The following is a 19,566-nucleotide window of genomic DNA, read 5'->3' as shown; positions in this document are numbered from 1 at the left end:
CTCCTTTTATTCTAAGGCTGAAGCTCCACCGACAATCTCAGTGATTTCTTGAGTAATTGCTGCTTGCCTTGCTCTATTGTAAACTAACTGTAAATTCTTAATGATTTCAACTGCATTATCAGTTGCATTTTGCATCGCATTCATACGAGAGGCATGCTCTGAAAGCTTAGCTGTAATCGCAACACCATAAATAGTTCCCTCTAAATATTTCGGTAAAATGGCATTGATTACATCTTCTTCTTTAGGTTCAAATGAATATTGAGCCTTTGATTTCTCTGCTTTCTTTGACTCTAAAGGTAAAATTTGTTTTGTCATAGGTTCTTGAGCGATTTTTGAAACGTAATGGTTATAAACCACTACGACCTCACTAATAACTCCAGCCATATAATCTCCGATTACTTTATCCACAACCGGTTTAATGTCTTGATATACAATGTCATCTGGAACGAAAACAAATTCATTCTCAACGACTAAGTTAGAACGTTTTGCATAATCAAATCCTTTGCTACCAATCATATAAAGTTTAGATTGATCGCTTGGTTTTGAATCAATTTGTTGTTGCAAAAGTTTTAAAACATTACTATTATATCCACCTGCAAGACCACGATCTGAAGTAATAACTAAGTATCCAGTACAATTAGCTTCACTTTTTGATTTAAAGAAAGGATGGTGGCTCATGCTAGATGAGCTTGAAATATTTCGCACCATATCCTCTAACGTTTCCATGTAGTGGTGATAGTTTTTAGTTTTAGCTTCTGATTTCGTTAACTTCGCCGCTGAAACCATTTGCATGGCTTTAGTAATCTGACTCGTATTTTGAGTCGAATTGATTTTATCTTTTATATCACGCATTGATTGAGCCATACTAGTTCACCGTCCTTATTTATTAATTGAAAACGGCTTTAAAGCTCTCAATTGCTTCGTTTAATAAATCTGTATCTGGTAAATCTTTTGTATCACGAATATGTGCAAAGATTTGTGGACGTTCATTTTCTAAGAATGTGTATAATTCTTTTTCAAAACGAGCGATATCTGCTAATTCGATGCTATCTAAGAATCCATTAACTAATGCGTAGATGATACATACTTGTTTTTCAACCGCAACTGGTTGATTAACACCTTGTTTTAATACTTCAACTGTGCGTTCCCCGCGAGCAAGTTTAGCACGAGTTGACTCATCTAAGTCAGATCCGAATTGAGCGAAGGCTTCTAATTCACGGTAAGAAGCTAAATCAAGACGTAATGTCCCCGCAACTTTTTTCATTGCTTTGATTTGAGCAGATCCCCCTACACGTGATACTGATAACCCGGCATCAATCGCAGGACGGATACCAGAATGGAAGTAATCTGATTTTAAGAAGATTTGTCCATCTGTAATCGAAATAACGTTTGTTGCAACGTATGCTGATAAGTCACCAGCTTGTGTTTCAATGAATGGTAAAGCAGTAATTGATCCTGCCCCTAACTCATCATTTAACTTCGCTGCACGCTCAAGTAAACGAGAATGTAAGTAGAATACATCCCCTGGATATGCTTCACGACCTGGTGGACGTTTTAATAATAATGATAACTCACGGTAAGCAGCTGCTTGTTTAGATAAATCATCATAAATAATTAATACGTGTTTACCAGCGTACATGAACTCTTCTGCCATCGCAACACCTGAATATGGTGCAACGTATAACATTGGAGATGGTTGAGAAGCTGATGCAGATACAACGATTGTATAGTTCATTGCATCATGTTTCTTTAATGTTTCAACTACTGAGTTTACAGTAGATTCTTTTTGTCCAATAGCAACATAAATACAGATAACATCTTGACCTTTTTGGTTTAAGATTGTATCAACTGCGATTGCTGTTTTACCAGTTTGACGGTCACCGATGATTAACTCACGTTGTCCACGTCCGATTGGAACTAAAGCATCAATCGCTTTGATCCCTGTTTGTAATGGTTCATGAACTGATTTACGAGCCATTACTCCTGTTGCTTTTGCTTCTGTTGGACGATATTTATTCGTATCGATTGGACCTAATCCATCGATTGGATTTCCTAATGCGTCTACAACACGTCCGATTAATGCCTCTCCTACTGGAACAGACATGATACGTCCTGTACGTTTAACTTCGTCACCTTCACTAATTGAACGGTACTCCCCTAAGATGATAACCCCAACGTTATCTTCTTCAAGGTTTTGTGCCATCCCAACAGCACCTGAGGCAAATTCAATAATTTCCCCAGCCATGACATTTTGAAGACCATGAACACGAGCGATTCCGTCCCCAACTGTTAATACCGTACCAGTTTCAGTTACATCTAATACTTGCTCATAGTTTTTAATTTGCTCGCGCAAAATTGCACTAATTTCTTCCGGTTTGATGGCCACCAATGCTCACCTCTATTCTATTTTAACTCAACGTTCATTAGATTTTGTTTTAAGTTTTTTAATTGTAACTTAATTGTGTTGTCATAAACAACATCTCCTAAGTTTACTTTATAACCACCAAGTAATGATGGATTAATAACTACGTTAAGCTTAACTTTTTGGTTTAATTTTTTTGTAAAAACATATGTTAACTGATTTAACTGAGCATCACTCAATGGAACAGCTGAATAAACAGTTCCTTCAACAATGCCGAAATGCTCATTAACCATTTGGTTAAAGGCAACCACAATTTCATTTAATAAATCGATACGGTCTTTATCAATTAATACCATTAAAAAATTAACTGAAATTTGTGGAGTATTTGATGAGAAAATAGATTTAATTAATTGTTTTTTCTCTTCTTTATCTAGTTTTGGAAGTGTTAAAACATTTAAGAATTGTGGTTGTTCTTTGATAGATGAAACAATCACATTAAAATCATTTTTAACTTCTTCTAAAACATTTTCTTCTAAAGCAATATCATATAAAGCTTTAGCATAAGTAGAAGCAATTTTACTCATGGCTTCCACCTACTTTAGATACGAATTGATTAAATAATTCATCGTGTGCTTTTGCATCGATTTCTTTTTCAATCATTTTTTCTGCAGAACTTACTGCTAACTCAACGATATCCTCACGAATACTCGCATAAACAGCCTTACGTTCTTGTTCGATATCGGCTGATGCTTTCGCTAATTTTTGTTGAGCTTCCATGCGAGCACTTGTCACGATTTCATCATGAATATTTTGTGCTTGTTTCTTAGAATTTTCAACGATTTCACGTGCTTCATCGCGTGCAACTTGCACTTGCGCTTCTGCAGATTGTTTTAAAGCAATTGCATCTGCTTTTAACATTTCTGCATGATTAATCTCTTCAGAAACTAACTCTTGACGCTTACGTAAGAATTCTTTCATAGGAGCCCATGCAAAATGCTTAATGACAAAGAATAAGACTAGAGTCGACAAGATTTGTAACGTGAAGTTGATCCAGTCTGGCATGATATAGATTTGCAAGTAGGTTGCCCCCTTTCTTATCAGTCTTAGATATAATTAGTTAGTTTATATGAATTATAATTGACCGATGAATGGGTTGATGAATAATAAGATGATTGCTACTACGAATCCGTAGATTGCTGATGTTTCCGCGATCGCTTGACCTAAGATCATCATTTGCATTACATCACCTTTTGCTTCTGGTTGACGTCCAACAGCTGCAGCAGCTTGACCTGCGGCATTACCTTGCCCGATCCCTGTCCCGATACCTGAACATACTGCGATTCCAGCTCCAACAGCTGACATACCTAATACGAATGCTTCATTTGAAATTGTTGATGCAACAGTTTGTAAAAACATAATTAAATTCCTCCTAATAACTTGTTATTTTAATTTTTTTAATTTTTGGATTACTCCATTGCCCCTTGTGTCCAAATCATGGTTAACATGATAAAGATGAGCGTTTGAATAACTCCCGCAAAGATATCAAAATATCCATGCGCAAATGGAGCGATTAATGGTGAGAACCATCCAAGTGCTTGATATACAAGTGACATAATAATACCACCACTTAAAATATTACCAAACAAACGGAAAGATAACGAGATTGGTTTCGCAAGCTCTCCAGTAATATTTAAAGGTAATAAGAATGGGAAGTCCCCAAGATATGTGTCGTATAAGTAACCACCAATACCTTTAGTTTTGATCCCTGATCCAACCATTAAGACAATAGTCATAACAGCCAAGGCTAATGTGACGTTGTAATCTGATGTTGGTGCTGTTAATCCAATAAGCCCCAATAAATTGGCACAGACTAAATACACAGCTAAAGTTCCAATATATGGGGCAAATTTCATATGCTTAGTCCCCATTGTTTGATCTACTAATCCTTCAATACCTGTAATCAGTATCTCTAAGAATAGGACAACACCCTTCGATGGTTTCGATGGATCTGCCTTTTTAACTTTGCTACCAAACCAGATAAATAGTACACATAACACAACGACCAATAAAACTGAATTGGCAACCGTTGGATTAACTAATGTTTCTCCATTAGAATTTTCAACAACGATTTTCATTAGTAATGGACTCATTCTTAACCTCCTTTCTTAGAGATTCATAGAAAATGAATCAATATTTTACTTTTTAATTCTTACCCCTAAAACACACATAATCTGTTTTAAGTTTTGGCTCTAGTTTGTTAAAAACAATCTATTGAGCTATATATTCAACGATGATTACTTTTTGTTTTTTCCATAGCCAAACGTAAAGAAACCATCAGTTTGAATCGCAAATCGTACCATTGAAATTCCAATAATTGCTGCAATAAATGCATGAGTTCCAAACTGAACTGCTAGAACAAGTGTTGCGGCATAAATGACTAATCGAATAACTAAATTCGACATCATCGATGACCTAGCACCCTTTTCTTGACGATCTAGTGCATTTTTAGCACCAATAACAATTAATCGGAAATTAATAAGGTTAACAATAACTCCTAGCCAGTACCCGATTATCATATTTACCATTGGCCACTTAAATACCATTGCCACAATTGCAATTAAAAAAGTAAAAACCAATGCCAATTGAATAACTCTTTTAGGTACGACTCTAATTGGATCATTCTGTAATTGACTCAAGACTTATCCCTCTTATCTATTTTAATTATTAACAGATAAACACTTTTAATGCCGCTGAAGAACCCGATAAAGATAAATAATAATAAAAATAACGGAGATGTATGCAACCACTGGTCAAGATATTTACCGATAAATAAACCAACCATAATATTAGCTACCATCGTAATTCCAACCTGTGACATAAGCGTCATCCACTTCATGGCTTTTACAACTTTAGGTGATTCACTCATTTATTTCGTTCCGAAAATTCGGTCTCCTGCATCTCCAAGACCAGGTACAATGTAACCTTTTTCGTTCAATTTCTCATCTAAAGATGCTAAGTAAATTGTTACATCTGGGTGAGCTTCATTAACTGCTTTAACTCCTTCAGGTGCACCAACTAAACAAACAAGTTTAATATTTTTAGCTCCGCGTTTTTTAATTGAATTGATTGCTGCAATAGCAGATCCCCCTGTTGCTAACATCGGGTCAACAATGAAAATATCACGTTGATCAAGTCCATCTGGGAACTTTGCGAAATACTCAACTGGTTGTAATGTCTCTTCATCACGGAAAATTCCAATATGTCCAATACGAGCAGATGGAATCATTTGTAAGATACCGTCAACCATTCCAAGACCAGCACGTAAAATTGGTACAACAACCATTTTTTTACCTGCAATAACATTAGCCTTAGTTGTTGCAACTGGTGTTTGAATTTCGATTTGTTCTAATGGTAAATCACGCGTAATTTCATAAACCATTAATCCACCGATTTCATTAATCATTTGGCGAAATTGAGTTGTCGATGTTTCCTTTTGTCGGATTTGTGTTAGCTTATGTTGAATTAACGGATGATCTAAAATATTAACTTTAATCACGTCGGTCACCTCTTTTTTTTCTATAATTTTTCATAATTCATTTAGTAATTCTACAACTTTTTAACTATCATTTCAATCAATAAATAGTATAAATCGTGAATACATTTACATGTTTCTACAAAATTTTTACGTTTATCATTTTTTTCAACAACATTATCTATTGTACACACTCTATCAGTTTGAACGAATCTTACTATTTATATGTTTAACAAAAAAAGAAATCCTATTTCAGGATTTCATAAGCGTTTTCATATTTTGATATTTTCTCAATACGTGCAGTATGGTGTGCACCCATAAATTCCGTTGTTAACCATACAGAAACGATTTCACGAGCAAGACCCGGACCAATGACACGTCCTCCCATTGCTAAAACATTTGAATCGTTATGTTCGCGAGTTGCTTTTGCAGAAAATAAATCATGAACTAATGCACAACGAATTCCCTTAACTTTATTCGCTGCAATACTAATTCCGATTCCAGTACCACAAATTAAGATTCCACGATCAAATTCTTTAGCTGCAACAGCTTCTGATACTTTAAACGCGTAATCTGGATAATCTACCGCACAATCATTATAACTTCCAAAGTCCTCATATTGTACATTCATATCGTTTAATAAAGCTAAAATTTCTTGTTTTAACGCAAATCCACCATGATCACATGCAATAGCTACTTTCATGAATATACACTCCTTCTTACCTGTCAAAATCACATCCATTTTATTATATCATAAAATTTAGGTGATAAATAAAACTATCCTTCAAAATTTTCCCACTTTTATCTTCCATTTTTATCTAATCATTTCCATTTATCTAAAATTTAATACTCATAACACGCATCTGATCATCTTTAAATAAATCTGATTCCCCTAAATTAGTTGGTTTCTTCACCTCAATAAATCCTAGTAATTCAAACAACTGGTAAGCATATGGTTGATTAGCCATTGAAATCAGTTGATTAATTCCCGCTGCCTTAGCACTAGCGTACAATTCAAAAAACATATTAACTAATAAATCGGGATTAATTTGATGATTATAAATGAAATAACGAATAATCCCTAATCCATCAAACTTTTCATAGGATACCATCCCAGTCACCTCTTCGTCATTCTTAATTAAAACAGAATGGGCGATAATTTCTTCATTTACTGTTTCAATCCCTGATGCTCTTTTTACAAATTCACATACTAAATCATAATCTTCACTTGTATAACGTTTCACACTTGCCATAATCTACTCCCCCTCCTATATACATAACGATTCATAACCTGGATAATGAAAGTTGGTCTTAGTTATTCAGATACTTGATAATCAAGTCCAACTATAATCCCGATAAAAGTTTCTTTCTATATATCTACAGAAATGTTTTACACACTTTCGAATTAGACTCGATTGATGATATAAACACTAACTAGACGGGTCGCCTATTATTTTCAAATAAAATGACCTTCTATTAATAGGGCAATCAACTAATGTACAAAACTTAGCAGACTGATATAGAGAAAATTAATCACAGTTATATATCTAAATCTATATTCGCTATCTAGCTAAATTATTAATAAAATACTTAAATAACAAAAAAGAATAACAAAGCAATTGCTGCTTCATTATTCTTAACTAGATAAAAGGAGTTGAATGGGAGTGTTTGTTTTTATAAGCAAAGAATATTTTAATATTCATCCTCATATAAATACCAATTTGCTTTTGCTGATTGATCTACCTTTGCATAAGTATTCTCATTTACTTTAGTGTCACGACCACCAAAAAGAGTTTCAAACACTTCACCAAAATATGATTTAAATTGTTTAGTTTGAAATGCCTCTTGTGTTGTCTCCATTGCTGTATATTGAGCATTCCAATGATCGTCTGATTCCTCAGCTTTAGTTGCACTTGGACCTAAACAAAGATCAGGATTCATAAAACACCACCAATTGTTACCAAGACCATCACCGATTGTAATAACTAAACTTTCATAGTAACCTGCATCATAAGTTGCTCCGTTGTATTGTTTTTCCGGAAATAAATGTGCACCATATGAAACCTCGAACTCTTCATCATAATTGATAGTATCTAAAACATAAGCTACTGTTTTTTCAATCTCACCAATATTTTCAACAATAAATTGTCGAGTTGAATCAATCGTTTCAAAATATGTTTTATTGTTTGCTAAATATTCATCAATAGCAAATCGAACCATTTTCTTAGCTTGTTGATCTTCATATTTATTTGAATTAGGAATAATACGAATTCTAATTGCTGTATCATTCACTGTCACAGTTTCCTCTGCATATGTTGTTTTTGTTTCAGTTTTTCCTATTTGGTATACTACTACCATCATAATTAAAGTTATTGCTACGATAATTTTTGTTTTGTTTGTCATCTCAAACACCATCCCTTTCGCTGATAACTCAGTATGGATGATTTTTTTAAAATTATACATCTAACTTTATTTTTTTAAAACTTTTTTTATTTCTTCTTCTGAAATAGCACCTTGGCGTAAAATAACTATCTCACTTTGCGTGCAATCTAAAATAGTAGATGGTACTTTCTCCATCGTCTCTCCATCATCAATAACAAACTTCACACGAGAGATAACTGGATTCGAAGTTTCTATCATTGTCGGACTAGGTTCTCCAGAAATATTAGCACTCGTTGTAGCTAAGGGCCCGACCTTCTCTAGCAATTCAAGAGCCACTGGATGATTTGGAATACGTAATCCAATTGTCGATTTTCCACGTGTAATCTCATCTGCTAACTCCAACTTTGTATTCAATATTAGCGTCAATCCTCCAGGTAAAAAATTATCCACAAGCACCTTAACCTGTTGATCTAGTGGTCCAACAATCTCCTCCATCTGCATAACATTCGCACATAAAATAATCAGTGACTTATCTGTCGGACGATTCTTCACCTCAAAAATCTTATTCAAAGCAATGGGAGAATGAATATTAGCCCCAATTCCATACACCGTATCAGTTGGAAAAACAATGACATCATCTTCATGAAGTTGTCCTATTATTTCAGATAGCTGTTCCTTTTTAAAAATCATTCATATTCCTCCTACAAAAAGGAGGATGTCTAAAGACATCCCCATTCTATACATTACTTACTCTATCATCATAATTAAAGATAGTATTCTCTCTTTGCTAATAATAACTAAGAGAACATTTGATTTATTTCATCTTAAGCAAGGTTCACCCCCGCCTACTAGCGGAGGAAAGCTAAGAGCTCTCTTCGCTCGCTTTCATCTTAAACGAGGTTCAATCTCTTACTTTATATCTCCCCAGTGATTGAGGAAATCTAGCTTCGCTAGCCTGGGTCCCCCCTACTTATTTATAATAATTGTCATACGGTCTTTTCCGTTTAGGTCTTTTAATGTTTCAAATTCTGCATTTGGGAAGTGTTGTTTCACAAGTTCAGCCATGGCTTCTTTGTGATTATAAGCATGCTCAAATGCAATAATATTTTTCTCATTTACCACTTTATGAGCATCTTTTAAAATTTGACGATAGAATTTTAATCCATCTTCTCCACCAAATAAAGCTAAGTGTGGTTCATTATCTTTCACAAGTGGATCCACATCTTCAGTTAATGGAATATATGGAGGATTTGAAACTAAAATATCAAACTTTAATCCACGTTCAATTAAAGGTTGTAACATATCCCCTTGATAGAACGTCACATTAGCTCCTAAATTAGCAGCATTTTTCTTTGCCACTTCTAAAGCTGCCTCAGAAAGCTCAGTTACTGTCACTTCCATATTTGGCTCTTCAACCGCTAAAGTAACACCAATTGCACCACTACCTGTTCCAACATCAACGAGTTTAACTGCTGCCCCATCAAACACATCATCATATGTTGATAAAACATTAGCTACTAACTCTTCCGTTTCAAAACGAGGAATTAATACGTCATCATTTACGATAAATTTATGACCAAAGAACGTTTCATAGCCCATAATGTGTTGCACAGGGATATTTTGCTCCACATACGTTTTAACACTACGTTCAAATTCTTCAACTTGTTCTTGTGGCACTTCCATATTCATATCAGCTAAAATTTCGTAACTCTCTTTCCCAGTTACATGCATTAATAATAATTTAACAGCTGAATCTTCTTTTCCATTTTCAAGGGCATAATCTTCAGCCCACTTTAACAATTCGCGCATTGTTTTCATTTTTATCACCGTCTTCTTAAAATCAATCCCATTTTACTCTAAATTCTATAAACATGCAAATCATTTATTTATCCCAATTCAAAACATCCTGATTAATCAGATCGACCATTCTCTATCAATACGCACTATTTTCTCTATATTTATTCACTTCTCTATTCAAATAGCCTTGTGTATAAATGACTCTATATCTTTTAAAATATTATTCTCTTCATTTCTCTAAAATCTTTATCCTGGCCATCACCATTTCATTCGCCTAACATATATTATATTAGATGCAGCAATAAATGCAGTATTTAAGCATTATTGGAACCATATTTTAGAATTACTAAAAAAATATCTTAAAAAAACTTATTTTTTTTACACAATATACGTTTAAAATTCACAGTATAGGTTCATACTATAATTGTCCGTAAGACGAGAAACTTACGGGTATACTCTTCCCCCCATATAAAACTTTATTTCATTACTCATTTCTCTCCCCAATTTTTAAAGTTTTATTTTTCATACTCTCTCCTTATAATTCTCTCCCAAAGTATTTTAATACTTTAAACTCCCTCGTGAAAGCAAAGACTTTTTCCGAGCTTCCCTCTTTTCCCCCAAAGAGGTTCGAGGGATAGATAAGAATTCACTCCCCCCAGTGAATTCTTATCACTTGAATACTGTAGAGTCTCCCCCCTCTACAGTTTCTCTCCTAATTAAAAAAGCGCCCCTCCCCCGGGCGCTTTTTATTATGTCAAAATAAAAGGGTACTTTAAACTTAGAGTACCCTTTTATATATAAAAACTATTCTTGATGAGCTAATTTACGTTTTTGTTCTTCCGTAATTAACGCTTCAATAACTGGTTCTAATTTACCTTCCATAACGCGATCTAACTGTTGAATAGTAAATCCAATACGGTGATCTGTTACACGGTTTTGTGGATAGTTATATGTACGGATTTTTTCTGAACGCTCTCCAGTACCAATTTTTGAACGACGCTCTTCACCTTCAGCTTCTAAACGCTCTTGTAAAATTGAATCATAAATACGAGCTTTTAATACTTTTAATGCATTCGCCTTATTTTCATGCTGAGATTTTCCATCCTGACATGATACAACGATTCCAGTTGGAACGTGAGTTAAACGTACTGCAGATTTCGTTGTATTTACAGACTGACCACCAGGTCCTGATGAACAGAATGTATCAACACGGATATCATTCATACTTACTTCAATATCTACATCTTCTGCTTCTGGCATAACTAATACAGTTGCTGTAGATGTGTGGATACGTCCTTGAGATTCAGTTGCAGGAACACGTTGTACACGATGAGCTCCTGATTCATACTTCATGTGAGAGAACACACTTTCACCTGAAATCATAAACTCAACTTGTGACATCCCTCCTGATTCAGAATAGTCAACGTTCATAACTTGAATTTTCCATCCTTTTAACTCAGCATACTTCGTATACATACGGTATAAGTCTGAAGCGAAAATATTTGCTTCATCTCCACCTGCTGCTCCACGAATTTCAACGATAACGTTTTTCTCATCATTTGGATCTTTAGGAATTAATAAAATTTCTAATTGTTGCTCAAGCTCTGGTAAACGAGGTTTTAATTCCTCTAATTCCATTTCAGCCATTTCACTGATTTCTGGATCAGAATCTTTAGCCATTTCTTTTAAATCTTCAATAGAACTTGCAATATTTTTATATTCAGTATACACATTAACTGTCTCTTCAAGACCACGTTGTTCTTTTGATAACTCAGTTAATTTTTTAATATCAGTAACGATTGCAGGATCTGCCATCATCTCATTAATTTTTTCATAACGCTCTAAGATTGCCTCTAAACGTTCAAACATAAGTTGAATCCTCCTCTATATATAAACAAAAATGTTTTCTAGCCATAAAACATCAGCCTTAGTTGCTAAATCTTTTTGGTGCCAAGACATCCTATAGTCCAGCCAAAAGTTTTCAACTGCACAAAACTTATCTAGAATTATATAATTATCCATTCCTAATTATAATATAAGTCTTTGCTATCGTCAAAATGTGTTATAAATGTACAACGTTTTTATTTACAAATAAAAGTCAGAGTTAAAAAACTCTAACTTCATAGTATCTATATTTAATCCATATCTTTAAACAAGGTTATATTACAAGTCTGGGACACTTGCTCCTTCTGGTACAAAGGCTAGATTTTCGAAGCGGCTGATTTCTTTTCGGAATGCTAATTTAATTGTTCCGACAGCACCGTTACGGTGTTTAGCGAAAATGACTTCGACGATATTATCATTCGTTTCAGGATCCTTTTTATAATAATCTTCACGGTATAAGAAGGTTACGATATCGGCATCCTGCTCGATACTTCCCGATTCACGTAAGTCAGACATCATTGGTCGTTTATCTTCACGACTTTCAACCTGACGTGATAACTGTGATAAAGCGATAACCGGAATTTTCAATTCACGGGCCATCTCTTTTAACATACGCGAGATTTCCGATACCTCTTGTTGGCGGTTCCCACCATTAGATTTACTTCCCGATAATAACTGTAGGTAGTCAATAAGGACTAATCCAAGACCTTTTTGTTGATGTAGTTGACGACATTTAGCGCGTAACTCCCCAACTCTGATACCAGGTGTATCATCAATATAAATTCCAAGACCACCTAATACATCAGTGGCGATTTTTAATGAGCGCCAGTCAGCACCTTCTAAGTTCCCCGTTTTCAAACGGTGTGCCTCAATTCGTCCCTCAGCACTGACAAGACGAGAAACTAACTGGTCGGCCCCCATCTCCAAACTGAAGATAGCGACATTTACATTATTTAATTTTGCCACATTTTGTGCAACATTTAAGGCGAAGGCTGTTTTCCCCATCGCCGGACGTGCTGCTACAATAATTAGGTCATTATTTTGTAATCCTGATGTAATATCATCTAAGGCCGTATAGCCGGTTGTTAACCCCGTTACCTCTCCAGTTGATTGTGATAACTTTTCAACATTTTTAATAAAATCGACTAAGACATTATTAATCTCTTTAAAATCAGACCCTTGATTCAAACGAGAAAGGCCTGAAAACTTTTGTTCTGCTGCATCGATTAAATCCTGAGTCGATGTCTCAGGACTATAACCTTGTTCAATTAATTCTTGGGCTCGATTAATAATTAAACGTGAAATCGACTTTTCAAGAACCATATCGATATAATGATCGGTATGAGCAGTCGTTGCAACACTCTCATAAATGGTTAAGATATACTCAACGCCACCAATTTCTGAAATACGCTTATGATCCTGTAAAAAAGCCGTAACAGTTGTTACATCGACCCCTTTATTTTGCTCAAGCAACGTTAACATCGCCTCATAAATAATGCGATGACGATGATGATAAAAATCATCGGGCTGTAACTTTAACTTTACATCCTCACATACCTTTTCATCAAGTAACATCGCACCAAGAATCGCTTGCTCAGCATCAGTGCTATGTGGCATGTGTCGGTTTTGCGTTTCTAGCATAGACGTGACCAACCTTCATCTTCTAATTATTTTTCTTTGATTTGAACATTAATTGTTGCTGTTACTTCTGGGTGTAAGTGAATTGGAACTCGTGCCATTCCTAAACCACGAATTGGTTCCTCTAAATCCATTTTACGTTTATCTAATTTAATTTTAAATTGTTTTTCAAATTCTTCTGCAATTGCTTTAGTACTAACAGATCCAAATACACGTCCGTTATCTCCAGCTTTTACTTTAACAATAACTGTTTTTTGTTCAAGATCCGCTTTTAAAGCTTTCGCCTCTTCTAATCTTAATTCAGCCTGTTTTTCTTCTTCAGCTTGTTGTTGCTTTAATTTATTCATATTTGCTGGTGTAGCATCAACAGCTTGTTTATTTTTAATTAAAAAGTTTGCAAACCCATTAGGGAAATCTTTAACTTCTCCACGTTTACCTTTACCTTTAACATCAACTAACATAATTACTTTCATGCCTAGTCACCACTTTCTTCTAATTCTTTTTCAATTGCATCTTTTAACATCAACACAGCTTCTTGAGTATTAATCCCTTTAATCTGAGTTGCTGCATTATTTAAATGGCCACCGCCACCTAATTGTTCCATCAAGAGTTGAACATTAATATCTCCAAGTGATCTCGCACTAATTCCAATATGTTGATCATCAATACGCGAAATCACAAATGATGCCTTAATATTTTGAACATTTAATAACTCATCTGCAGTCTGAGCAATTTGAACTTTTTCAAGTACCATCTCATCATCTGCTGGCGCGATAATAAACACATCTTTGAAAATCTCCGCACGTTCGATTAAATGCGCTTTACTATAATAATTTTCAAGCGGCGTACGTAGAAGCTGTTGTACTAACTTCTCCTCTGCCCCTTTTTGTTTTAAAATCGCAGCCGTTTCATAAGTTCGACGTCCCGTATGATATGAAAAACGTCTTGTATCTACAATAATTCCCGCAAGCATAATCGATGCTTCAAGCGACGACATCTTAATTTTTTGCGAGTAATAATCAAACATATCCACTACTAATTCAACAGTTGAAGATGCGTATGGTTCTGCAAACGAGAGCACAGATTCAATCACATCGACCCCTCTACGATGATGGTCGAATACCGCAATTTTCTTCGCACGTTGTAAAAGTAATGGTTCAATTACCATTTTTGGATCTTGCGTATCGGCAACAACAAGTAACGTATTTTTCGTCATTAACTCTAGCCCCATCTCAGATGAAATAAAATAAGGCCTTAACTTCTCATCTTGCATAATGGCAGCGACGAAATTTTTAGCTGTTTTATCTAATTCTTCTTCTTTTAAAACAATATACGCTTCTCGTTTCGAGGCAATGCTCATACGAAGCAATCCAATACTTGCTCCAATTGCATCGACATCTGGATAACGATGTCCCATAATAATCACACGTTCACTATCACGAACCAAACGTTCATAAGCTTGTGCATTAACACGCGCTCTTACACGATTACGTTTTTCAACTGGATTTGTTTTTCCACCATAGAATAAGAACTTATCGTCACTTGCAATTTTAATAGCAACCTGATCACCACCACGACTTAAGGCTAAATCTAGCATATAATTCGCACGCTGACCAAGCTCAGCAAAACTTTCATAGCCTGTTGCTAAGCCAATACTAATAGTTAACAACATCTCTTTTTCTTTTGCCGCTTCACGAACCTTATCTAAAATAGCAAACTTCTTATCACGCAATTTCTGCAACACTTCAAAAGACATCATCATCACAAAACGGTCACTTGAAACTGTTCGAATATAAATATTATTTTCTTCAGCCCACTGCATAATAATAGAAACTATTTTTCCATAAAATTCACTTTTTTCTTGTTCTTTTAAATTATGGATAACTTCATCGTAATTATCCATAATGAGTACCCCAATAACCGGTTGTTCATTCACATACTTCTTACAAAGATCTGTGAACGGTGTATTATCCATTAAATATAACAAGCGCTCATCACGATGATGTTCTACTAAATATGTTTTATCTTTAACCGTAATTTCAAAAACAGCGCTCTCCCCTAAAACCTTATCATACAAAGCTTCACTCATCGTTTGTAAAGGAAGATCATGTAAATCTGCACCGAAAATTTGTTTTGCAAAACCATTAAACCAGACCACTTCATGAGCTTCATCATATAATAAAACTCCAATTGGTAATTCATTAAAAACAATCTCACCTGCATGCTTCACACGATAGCTAACTGCTTCAATTCGCTTTTTAGTATCTAACTTATAATGATAATACGCATTAATCTTATAGATAGCGTCTCCTACAAAGTACAAGAAGATGATTAGTGAAATCACATCTGACTGAAAATAAGCATAAACTCCTGAAACAAGAATAAATAAGCTCGATACAGTAATATAGCCAAGGTGTTCTTGATATTCATCCAACCATTTCCGAACCTTCTTCACTATCGATACACCACCTTTCACTATACCCCTTTTATCTCAAAACGTTTTCGATAATCAAACAATGCATCCATCATTCCAATCAATGAAACAAACATAACTAAGTTTGATAAAATGGCGAATACAACAACCATAATGCCTAAACCTTTTTGATTTCTTGATTTAAAGAACTGAATAGCCACAATAATTCCTTGAATCATAAATAAAGTGTTTAAAAGCATTACCACGTTTAATAAAACAACTGTCACACCACTATTTCTAACAAAAGCCATCGCAAACTGTGAAATAATCAATAAAATAGCAAGCTTTGCTCCAAGTTGAAACTCAGAAATAGGCTGTGAAACTGGAGTTTGAAGATGCATGCGTTTTAACACAAGAGTCGAAACCTTGTCGCTTAAAAAAGCTTGAATTGCACCCATAATTAACAGCAACGTTGGCATTACCATTGGAATAACCGTCTGCATCATCTCTTGCATCGAAGTCAATTGCTCCATACTTCCTTCAGGCATCACACTTCCAACTTGATCAAAAACACTAAACATCTCATTCATCGTCTGTAAAAACATTTCCGAAATGCTTAATTTGGTTAAGACATAAGTCATTAATGGCATAACTACAACAAACACAATTGATGCATTCAAAATACGATTCCAATAAGGCCACTTTTTAACAATTCCAATTCCTAAAAGAGCACCTGTTATACCATAAAGAAGCGTTGTCATTAAACCATAAACAGATCCAATCAAGTACGTTCCAATCGTACATCCAAGCAACAATAATAGAATATCAGACACCTTCTGACTAACCACGCTATAGATAATGAGGGGAATAGGTAACAGAAGTGTCATGATACTTGGTAAAATTCCGACATTATATAAAATAAAAAAAACTAAGTAAATGGCCATCATCATCGCTGCATTTACTAGCGACTTTGTCTTCATCAAAAGACCCCCTTCTAAACGTTGGCTATCATGAGTATTATACCACATAACCCAAATTTTAAGAATTATAAAAATACGTTACTCCTATTATGGCCTTTTTACCGATAAATCAAGCACTTTAAAAATAATACACACTTTTTTAAAAAAATATAGAGAACTATTCCTTTTGCTCATGCAAAAAAGATGCTCTAGAATAAACTATTATTGTGATAAGGAGTTAGAAAACAAGAAAACAACTTATCACACCACTAGAATAGCAATCATCGAAGCACTACACTAATTCTTATAACAATAGCCATCAGCAAAATATTTGATGCACCCTATCAACTCGAATCTTAATATTAAGCCTAGTGATTTATTGATGAAGAACAAAGTGTCGCTAGTACCTCAAATAATTTTATTAACAAATATATTCCTATCCATTACTTAACTTTAAGTGCGACATCTTACTAATTACTTAACCTCCATCCATTCCAACCCCTATATCCTTTCATTCAAAAAATTCCTTTAACATCTTTCCTTTCAACTAAACTACAGTCTTTTAAAAACTATCGCGCTTAGTTCTCATCAACCTTCAATATTCTAAAAGTTTGTCTCATTGCACTATAGTTTCACTAAACTCATTCATATCAAATTATCAACTCCACACTATTTATTCATATACATTCTTAACCTCCATCCACTACACCATTTTAAGCACCATTTAATTTCCAATCATCACACCACCCTTCATTACTCACTCACACTCCACCTATTCATCATCCCAAACTCCTAGTATCACATCCATTACATCTAATACCTTTCATTCTAATATCCTTTCAAATTCCATCCTTCATACAAATCCCACTACACACCATCCACTACATTTTTTTAAGCACCATTTAATTTTCAATCATCACACCACCATTAATTAATCGCATCCCTCCTATACATCCACTAAGCTCCTAGTATTACCTCCACTACATCTAATACCTTTCATTCTAACATCTTTTAAAATTCCATCCACTATACCATCCCATTCACTAACATCCTTTTAACATCATTATAAATTTGTCCCAACTCATTTATCACTACTTCCTAAACTAACTTTGATAGATCCTCCAATACACATCCCCAAACATTAAAATAACTATTCTAAAAAAATCCCATCATTGCAGTAAAACACCTACCAAAAAATAGCTTCCATCTCCTAACATCATCCATCCATTCATCCAACAAAAAAATTGCTTACTAGTCCTAATCCATCTACCAATCATCAAAACAACATAGTCCTATTAATAAAAACATTACACAAAAAGAATTCCATCATATTCATCATAACGTCAAAACAAGCATCGACCCATTCGAAACAACTATTTTAAACTCAACTTTACCACTCACAATAACTCCGTAGCATTAAATCTAACATCATCTAACTAACACATTGCAACATTCAAAAAAAAACTCTTTATATCTACACATCATTCTAAAACTACCACCATCTAATAAATACATTCTAAACATAATCATACTCCAAACGTACCACTAACCCTACTACTTCAACTACACCCTTTCACTCCAATCGCTCAGTTATAAATGTATAAAAAAACACTCTCTCCTTTCATCCTAACGGTCATCCTATTCCACACATATTGATTCAAGCTTTTAGATTAATTTTTTAAAAATAAACCTTCTTCTTACTATTTACCTACACATCCTAACCTAACTTAAATAATAAGAAGATCCCTTTATCAAAACATTATTCCACGTAATATTCCTACACCTATCATCCCTATATTTCACTTAATAACTAACATTTTTCTAATAATAGATAAGGCTCCCTTTATAGGGAGTCTTTATTATTTATTTTTATAAAAATAATAACGCTAAGCAACATTATGATGTATAATAAAAAGGTAATAACGTTTAAAATTTAAATATTCTAGGAGGGTTTTTGTATGTCAGAGAAAAAATATAATCCATTAAGTTTATTAAGCGATGCTCACTTATGTGAAGATATGAGTTGCTGTACAGACACTTACTTATTAGATCGTTCAACGATGAAATATGAACCAATCCAAGAAGTAGCAAATAAAGAAACAGAAAAAGAAGAAGAAAAATAAAACAAAAAGAACATCATCTAAAACATAGATGATGTTCTTTTCTTTATTCACAATAACAAATCCACACCTTTAACCTATCTACCCTAACTAAGACGCTACTCACTTAATACAGATGCACTCTTTTAATATCACCTTTGGTTATGCCTCGACTATTAATTGTTATGTCCCGCTAACTTTCACTCTGTGAAACAAGCTGGGCTAACAATAACTCCGCTAACCCGAATTTCATTTAATACAGACATCTTCTTTCAATATGGGTTCGGCTTACGCCTCACCTATCATCCGCGGAATCGCCTCTCTTCGCTCGGCATATAGATGAACTAACGCGATAAAATCGCGAGTTCATCTAACAAAAAAAGACTGCCTCCTATTAAGAGACAGTCTTTAAACTTAAGAATATTAAGTTTTTGGGCCCTGATGCAAATATCTCATTTGAGATGCCACTAGAAGAAACAGGTTGTTTCTTTTACATCACC

The 19,566-nt window shown here is 34.5% G+C and carries 20 protein-coding genes; 1 reads left to right on the top strand and 19 read right to left on the bottom strand.

The genetic code is table 11. The features are described from left to right. Nucleotides 1-6 precede the first annotated feature (6 nt). The 19 genes from atpG to QWC74_RS11470 all read right to left on the bottom strand — a co-directional run bounded on the left by atpG (nucleotide 7) and on the right by QWC74_RS11470 (nucleotide 16,988). A complete protein-coding gene (atpG, locus tag QWC74_RS11560) occupies nucleotides 7-864 on the bottom strand; it encodes an ATP synthase F1 subunit gamma (RefSeq protein ID WP_006784606.1) in 858 nt (285 codons plus the stop codon). 22 nt (nucleotides 865-886) lie between these two features. After that, on the bottom strand, nucleotides 887-2,386 hold the full coding sequence (gene atpA / locus QWC74_RS11555) for a F0F1 ATP synthase subunit alpha (RefSeq protein WP_006784605.1): 1,500 nt from the start codon (nucleotides 2,384-2,386) through the stop codon (nucleotides 887-889). Between the two features lie 17 nt (nucleotides 2,387-2,403). Continuing rightward, a complete protein-coding gene (locus QWC74_RS11550; RefSeq protein WP_006784604.1) occupies nucleotides 2,404-2,946 on the bottom strand; it encodes a F0F1 ATP synthase subunit delta in 543 nt (180 codons plus the stop codon). Beyond that, a complete protein-coding gene (gene atpF / locus QWC74_RS11545; RefSeq protein WP_006784603.1) occupies nucleotides 2,939-3,439 on the bottom strand; it encodes a F0F1 ATP synthase subunit B in 501 nt (166 codons plus the stop codon). The genes QWC74_RS11550 and atpF overlap by 8 nt, the downstream gene beginning before the upstream one ends. Nucleotides 3,440-3,493: 54 nt before the next feature. Further along, nucleotides 3,494-3,778, bottom strand: coding sequence for an ATP synthase F0 subunit C (gene atpE, locus QWC74_RS11540; RefSeq protein ID WP_006784602.1), 285 nt, complete (start codon nucleotides 3,776-3,778; stop codon nucleotides 3,494-3,496). A 50-nt stretch (nucleotides 3,779-3,828) separates the two neighbouring features. Then, entirely contained in the window at nucleotides 3,829-4,512 is a 684-nt protein-coding gene (gene atpB, locus QWC74_RS11535; RefSeq protein WP_006784601.1) for a F0F1 ATP synthase subunit A, read from the bottom strand. Nucleotides 4,513-4,656: 144 nt separating this feature from the next. Then, nucleotides 4,657-5,058, bottom strand: coding sequence for an ATP synthase subunit I (locus QWC74_RS11530; RefSeq protein WP_006784600.1), 402 nt, complete (start codon nucleotides 5,056-5,058; stop codon nucleotides 4,657-4,659). After that, nucleotides 5,055-5,288 (bottom strand): AtpZ/AtpI family protein, encoded by a 234-nt coding sequence (locus tag QWC74_RS11525; protein ID WP_006784599.1) that lies wholly within the window; start codon nucleotides 5,286-5,288, stop codon nucleotides 5,055-5,057. Before QWC74_RS11525 ends, QWC74_RS11530 begins: the two co-directional genes overlap by 4 nt. Then, on the bottom strand, nucleotides 5,289-5,918 hold the full coding sequence (upp, locus tag QWC74_RS11520) for a uracil phosphoribosyltransferase (RefSeq protein WP_006784598.1): 630 nt from the start codon (nucleotides 5,916-5,918) through the stop codon (nucleotides 5,289-5,291). Nucleotides 5,919-6,141: 223 nt separating this feature from the next. Beyond that, a complete protein-coding gene (gene rpiB, locus QWC74_RS11515) occupies nucleotides 6,142-6,597 on the bottom strand; it encodes a ribose 5-phosphate isomerase B (protein ID WP_006784597.1) in 456 nt (151 codons plus the stop codon). 133 nt (nucleotides 6,598-6,730) lie between these two features. Further along, nucleotides 6,731-7,147, bottom strand: a complete 417-nt coding sequence (locus QWC74_RS11510) for a hypothetical protein (RefSeq protein WP_006784596.1) — start codon at nucleotides 7,145-7,147, stop codon at nucleotides 6,731-6,733. Nucleotides 7,148-7,586: 439 nt separating this feature from the next. Continuing rightward, on the bottom strand, nucleotides 7,587-8,297 hold the full coding sequence (locus QWC74_RS11505) for a stage II sporulation protein R (protein WP_006784595.1): 711 nt from the start codon (nucleotides 8,295-8,297) through the stop codon (nucleotides 7,587-7,589). A 66-nt stretch (nucleotides 8,298-8,363) separates the two neighbouring features. Continuing rightward, complete coding sequence (locus QWC74_RS11500) at nucleotides 8,364-8,966, bottom strand: L-threonylcarbamoyladenylate synthase (protein ID WP_132942579.1); 603 nt, start codon at nucleotides 8,964-8,966, stop codon at nucleotides 8,364-8,366. A gap of 276 nt (nucleotides 8,967-9,242) precedes the next feature. After that, entirely contained in the window at nucleotides 9,243-10,094 is an 852-nt protein-coding gene (gene prmC / locus QWC74_RS11495; protein ID WP_006784593.1) for a peptide chain release factor N(5)-glutamine methyltransferase, read from the bottom strand. A gap of 783 nt (nucleotides 10,095-10,877) precedes the next feature. Beyond that, on the bottom strand, nucleotides 10,878-11,942 hold the full coding sequence (prfA, locus tag QWC74_RS11490; protein WP_006784592.1) for a peptide chain release factor 1: 1,065 nt from the start codon (nucleotides 11,940-11,942) through the stop codon (nucleotides 10,878-10,880). 294 nt (nucleotides 11,943-12,236) lie between these two features. Beyond that, a complete protein-coding gene (dnaB, locus tag QWC74_RS11485) occupies nucleotides 12,237-13,598 on the bottom strand; it encodes a replicative DNA helicase (protein ID WP_006784591.1) in 1,362 nt (453 codons plus the stop codon). A gap of 26 nt (nucleotides 13,599-13,624) precedes the next feature. Further along, entirely contained in the window at nucleotides 13,625-14,068 is a 444-nt protein-coding gene (rplI, locus tag QWC74_RS11480; protein WP_006784590.1) for a 50S ribosomal protein L9, read from the bottom strand. A 2-nt stretch (nucleotides 14,069-14,070) separates the two neighbouring features. Further along, on the bottom strand, nucleotides 14,071-16,050 hold the full coding sequence (locus QWC74_RS11475; RefSeq protein WP_006784589.1) for a DHH family phosphoesterase: 1,980 nt from the start codon (nucleotides 16,048-16,050) through the stop codon (nucleotides 14,071-14,073). Between the two features lie 20 nt (nucleotides 16,051-16,070). Continuing rightward, the gene (locus tag QWC74_RS11470; RefSeq protein WP_006784588.1) at nucleotides 16,071-16,988 is read right to left on the bottom strand and encodes a DUF2232 domain-containing protein; all 918 of its coding nucleotides are present in this window, start codon (nucleotides 16,986-16,988) and stop codon (nucleotides 16,071-16,073) included. Nucleotides 16,989-18,925: 1,937 nt separating this feature from the next. Between QWC74_RS11470 and QWC74_RS11465 the strand changes: the two genes are divergently transcribed. After that, the gene (locus QWC74_RS11465; RefSeq protein WP_006784587.1) at nucleotides 18,926-19,090 is read left to right on the top strand and encodes a hypothetical protein; all 165 of its coding nucleotides are present in this window, start codon (nucleotides 18,926-18,928) and stop codon (nucleotides 19,088-19,090) included. Nucleotides 19,091-19,566 lie beyond the last annotated feature (476 nt).

The organism is uncultured Turicibacter sp., assembly GCF_938044715.1.
In the GTDB taxonomy this organism is placed as follows: Bacteria; Bacillota_I; Bacilli_A; order MOL361; family Turicibacteraceae; genus Turicibacter; species Turicibacter sanguinis.
The sequence above is the reverse complement of the archived record's forward strand: the minus strand, read 5'-3'. Positions and strand labels throughout refer to the sequence as shown.

Bases quoted from the DNA above. Each gene is read 5' to 3' on its own strand.
- QWC74_RS11505 (WP_006784595.1), bottom strand. From the start codon at position 8,297: ATGACAAACAAAACAAAAATTATCGTAGCAATAACTTTAATTATGATG.
- QWC74_RS11470 (WP_006784588.1), bottom strand. From the start codon at position 16,988: ATGAAGACAAAGTCGCTAGTAAATGCAGCGATGATGATGGCCATTTAC.
- QWC74_RS11465 (WP_006784587.1), top strand. From the start codon at position 18,926: ATGTCAGAGAAAAAATATAATCCATTAAGTTTATTAAGCGATGCTCAC.
- prmC (WP_006784593.1), bottom strand. From the start codon at position 10,094: ATGAAAACAATGCGCGAATTGTTAAAGTGGGCTGAAGATTATGCCCTT.
- QWC74_RS11525 (WP_006784599.1), bottom strand. From the start codon at position 5,288: ATGAGTGAATCACCTAAAGTTGTAAAAGCCATGAAGTGGATGACGCTT.
- QWC74_RS11550 (WP_006784604.1), bottom strand. From the start codon at position 2,946: ATGAGTAAAATTGCTTCTACTTATGCTAAAGCTTTATATGATATTGCT.
- atpG (WP_006784606.1), bottom strand. From the start codon at position 864: ATGGCTCAATCAATGCGTGATATAAAAGATAAAATCAATTCGACTCAA.
- atpB (WP_006784601.1), bottom strand. From the start codon at position 4,512: ATGAGTCCATTACTAATGAAAATCGTTGTTGAAAATTCTAATGGAGAA.
- rplI (WP_006784590.1), bottom strand. From the start codon at position 14,068: ATGAAAGTAATTATGTTAGTTGATGTTAAAGGTAAAGGTAAACGTGGA.
- QWC74_RS11510 (WP_006784596.1), bottom strand. From the start codon at position 7,147: ATGGCAAGTGTGAAACGTTATACAAGTGAAGATTATGATTTAGTATGT.
- prfA (WP_006784592.1), bottom strand. From the start codon at position 11,942: ATGTTTGAACGTTTAGAGGCAATCTTAGAGCGTTATGAAAAAATTAAT.
- dnaB (WP_006784591.1), bottom strand. From the start codon at position 13,598: ATGCTAGAAACGCAAAACCGACACATGCCACATAGCACTGATGCTGAG.
- rpiB (WP_006784597.1), bottom strand. From the start codon at position 6,597: ATGAAAGTAGCTATTGCATGTGATCATGGTGGATTTGCGTTAAAACAA.
- atpE (WP_006784602.1), bottom strand. From the start codon at position 3,778: ATGTTTTTACAAACTGTTGCATCAACAATTTCAAATGAAGCATTCGTA.
- QWC74_RS11500 (WP_132942579.1), bottom strand. From the start codon at position 8,966: ATGATTTTTAAAAAGGAACAGCTATCTGAAATAATAGGACAACTTCAT.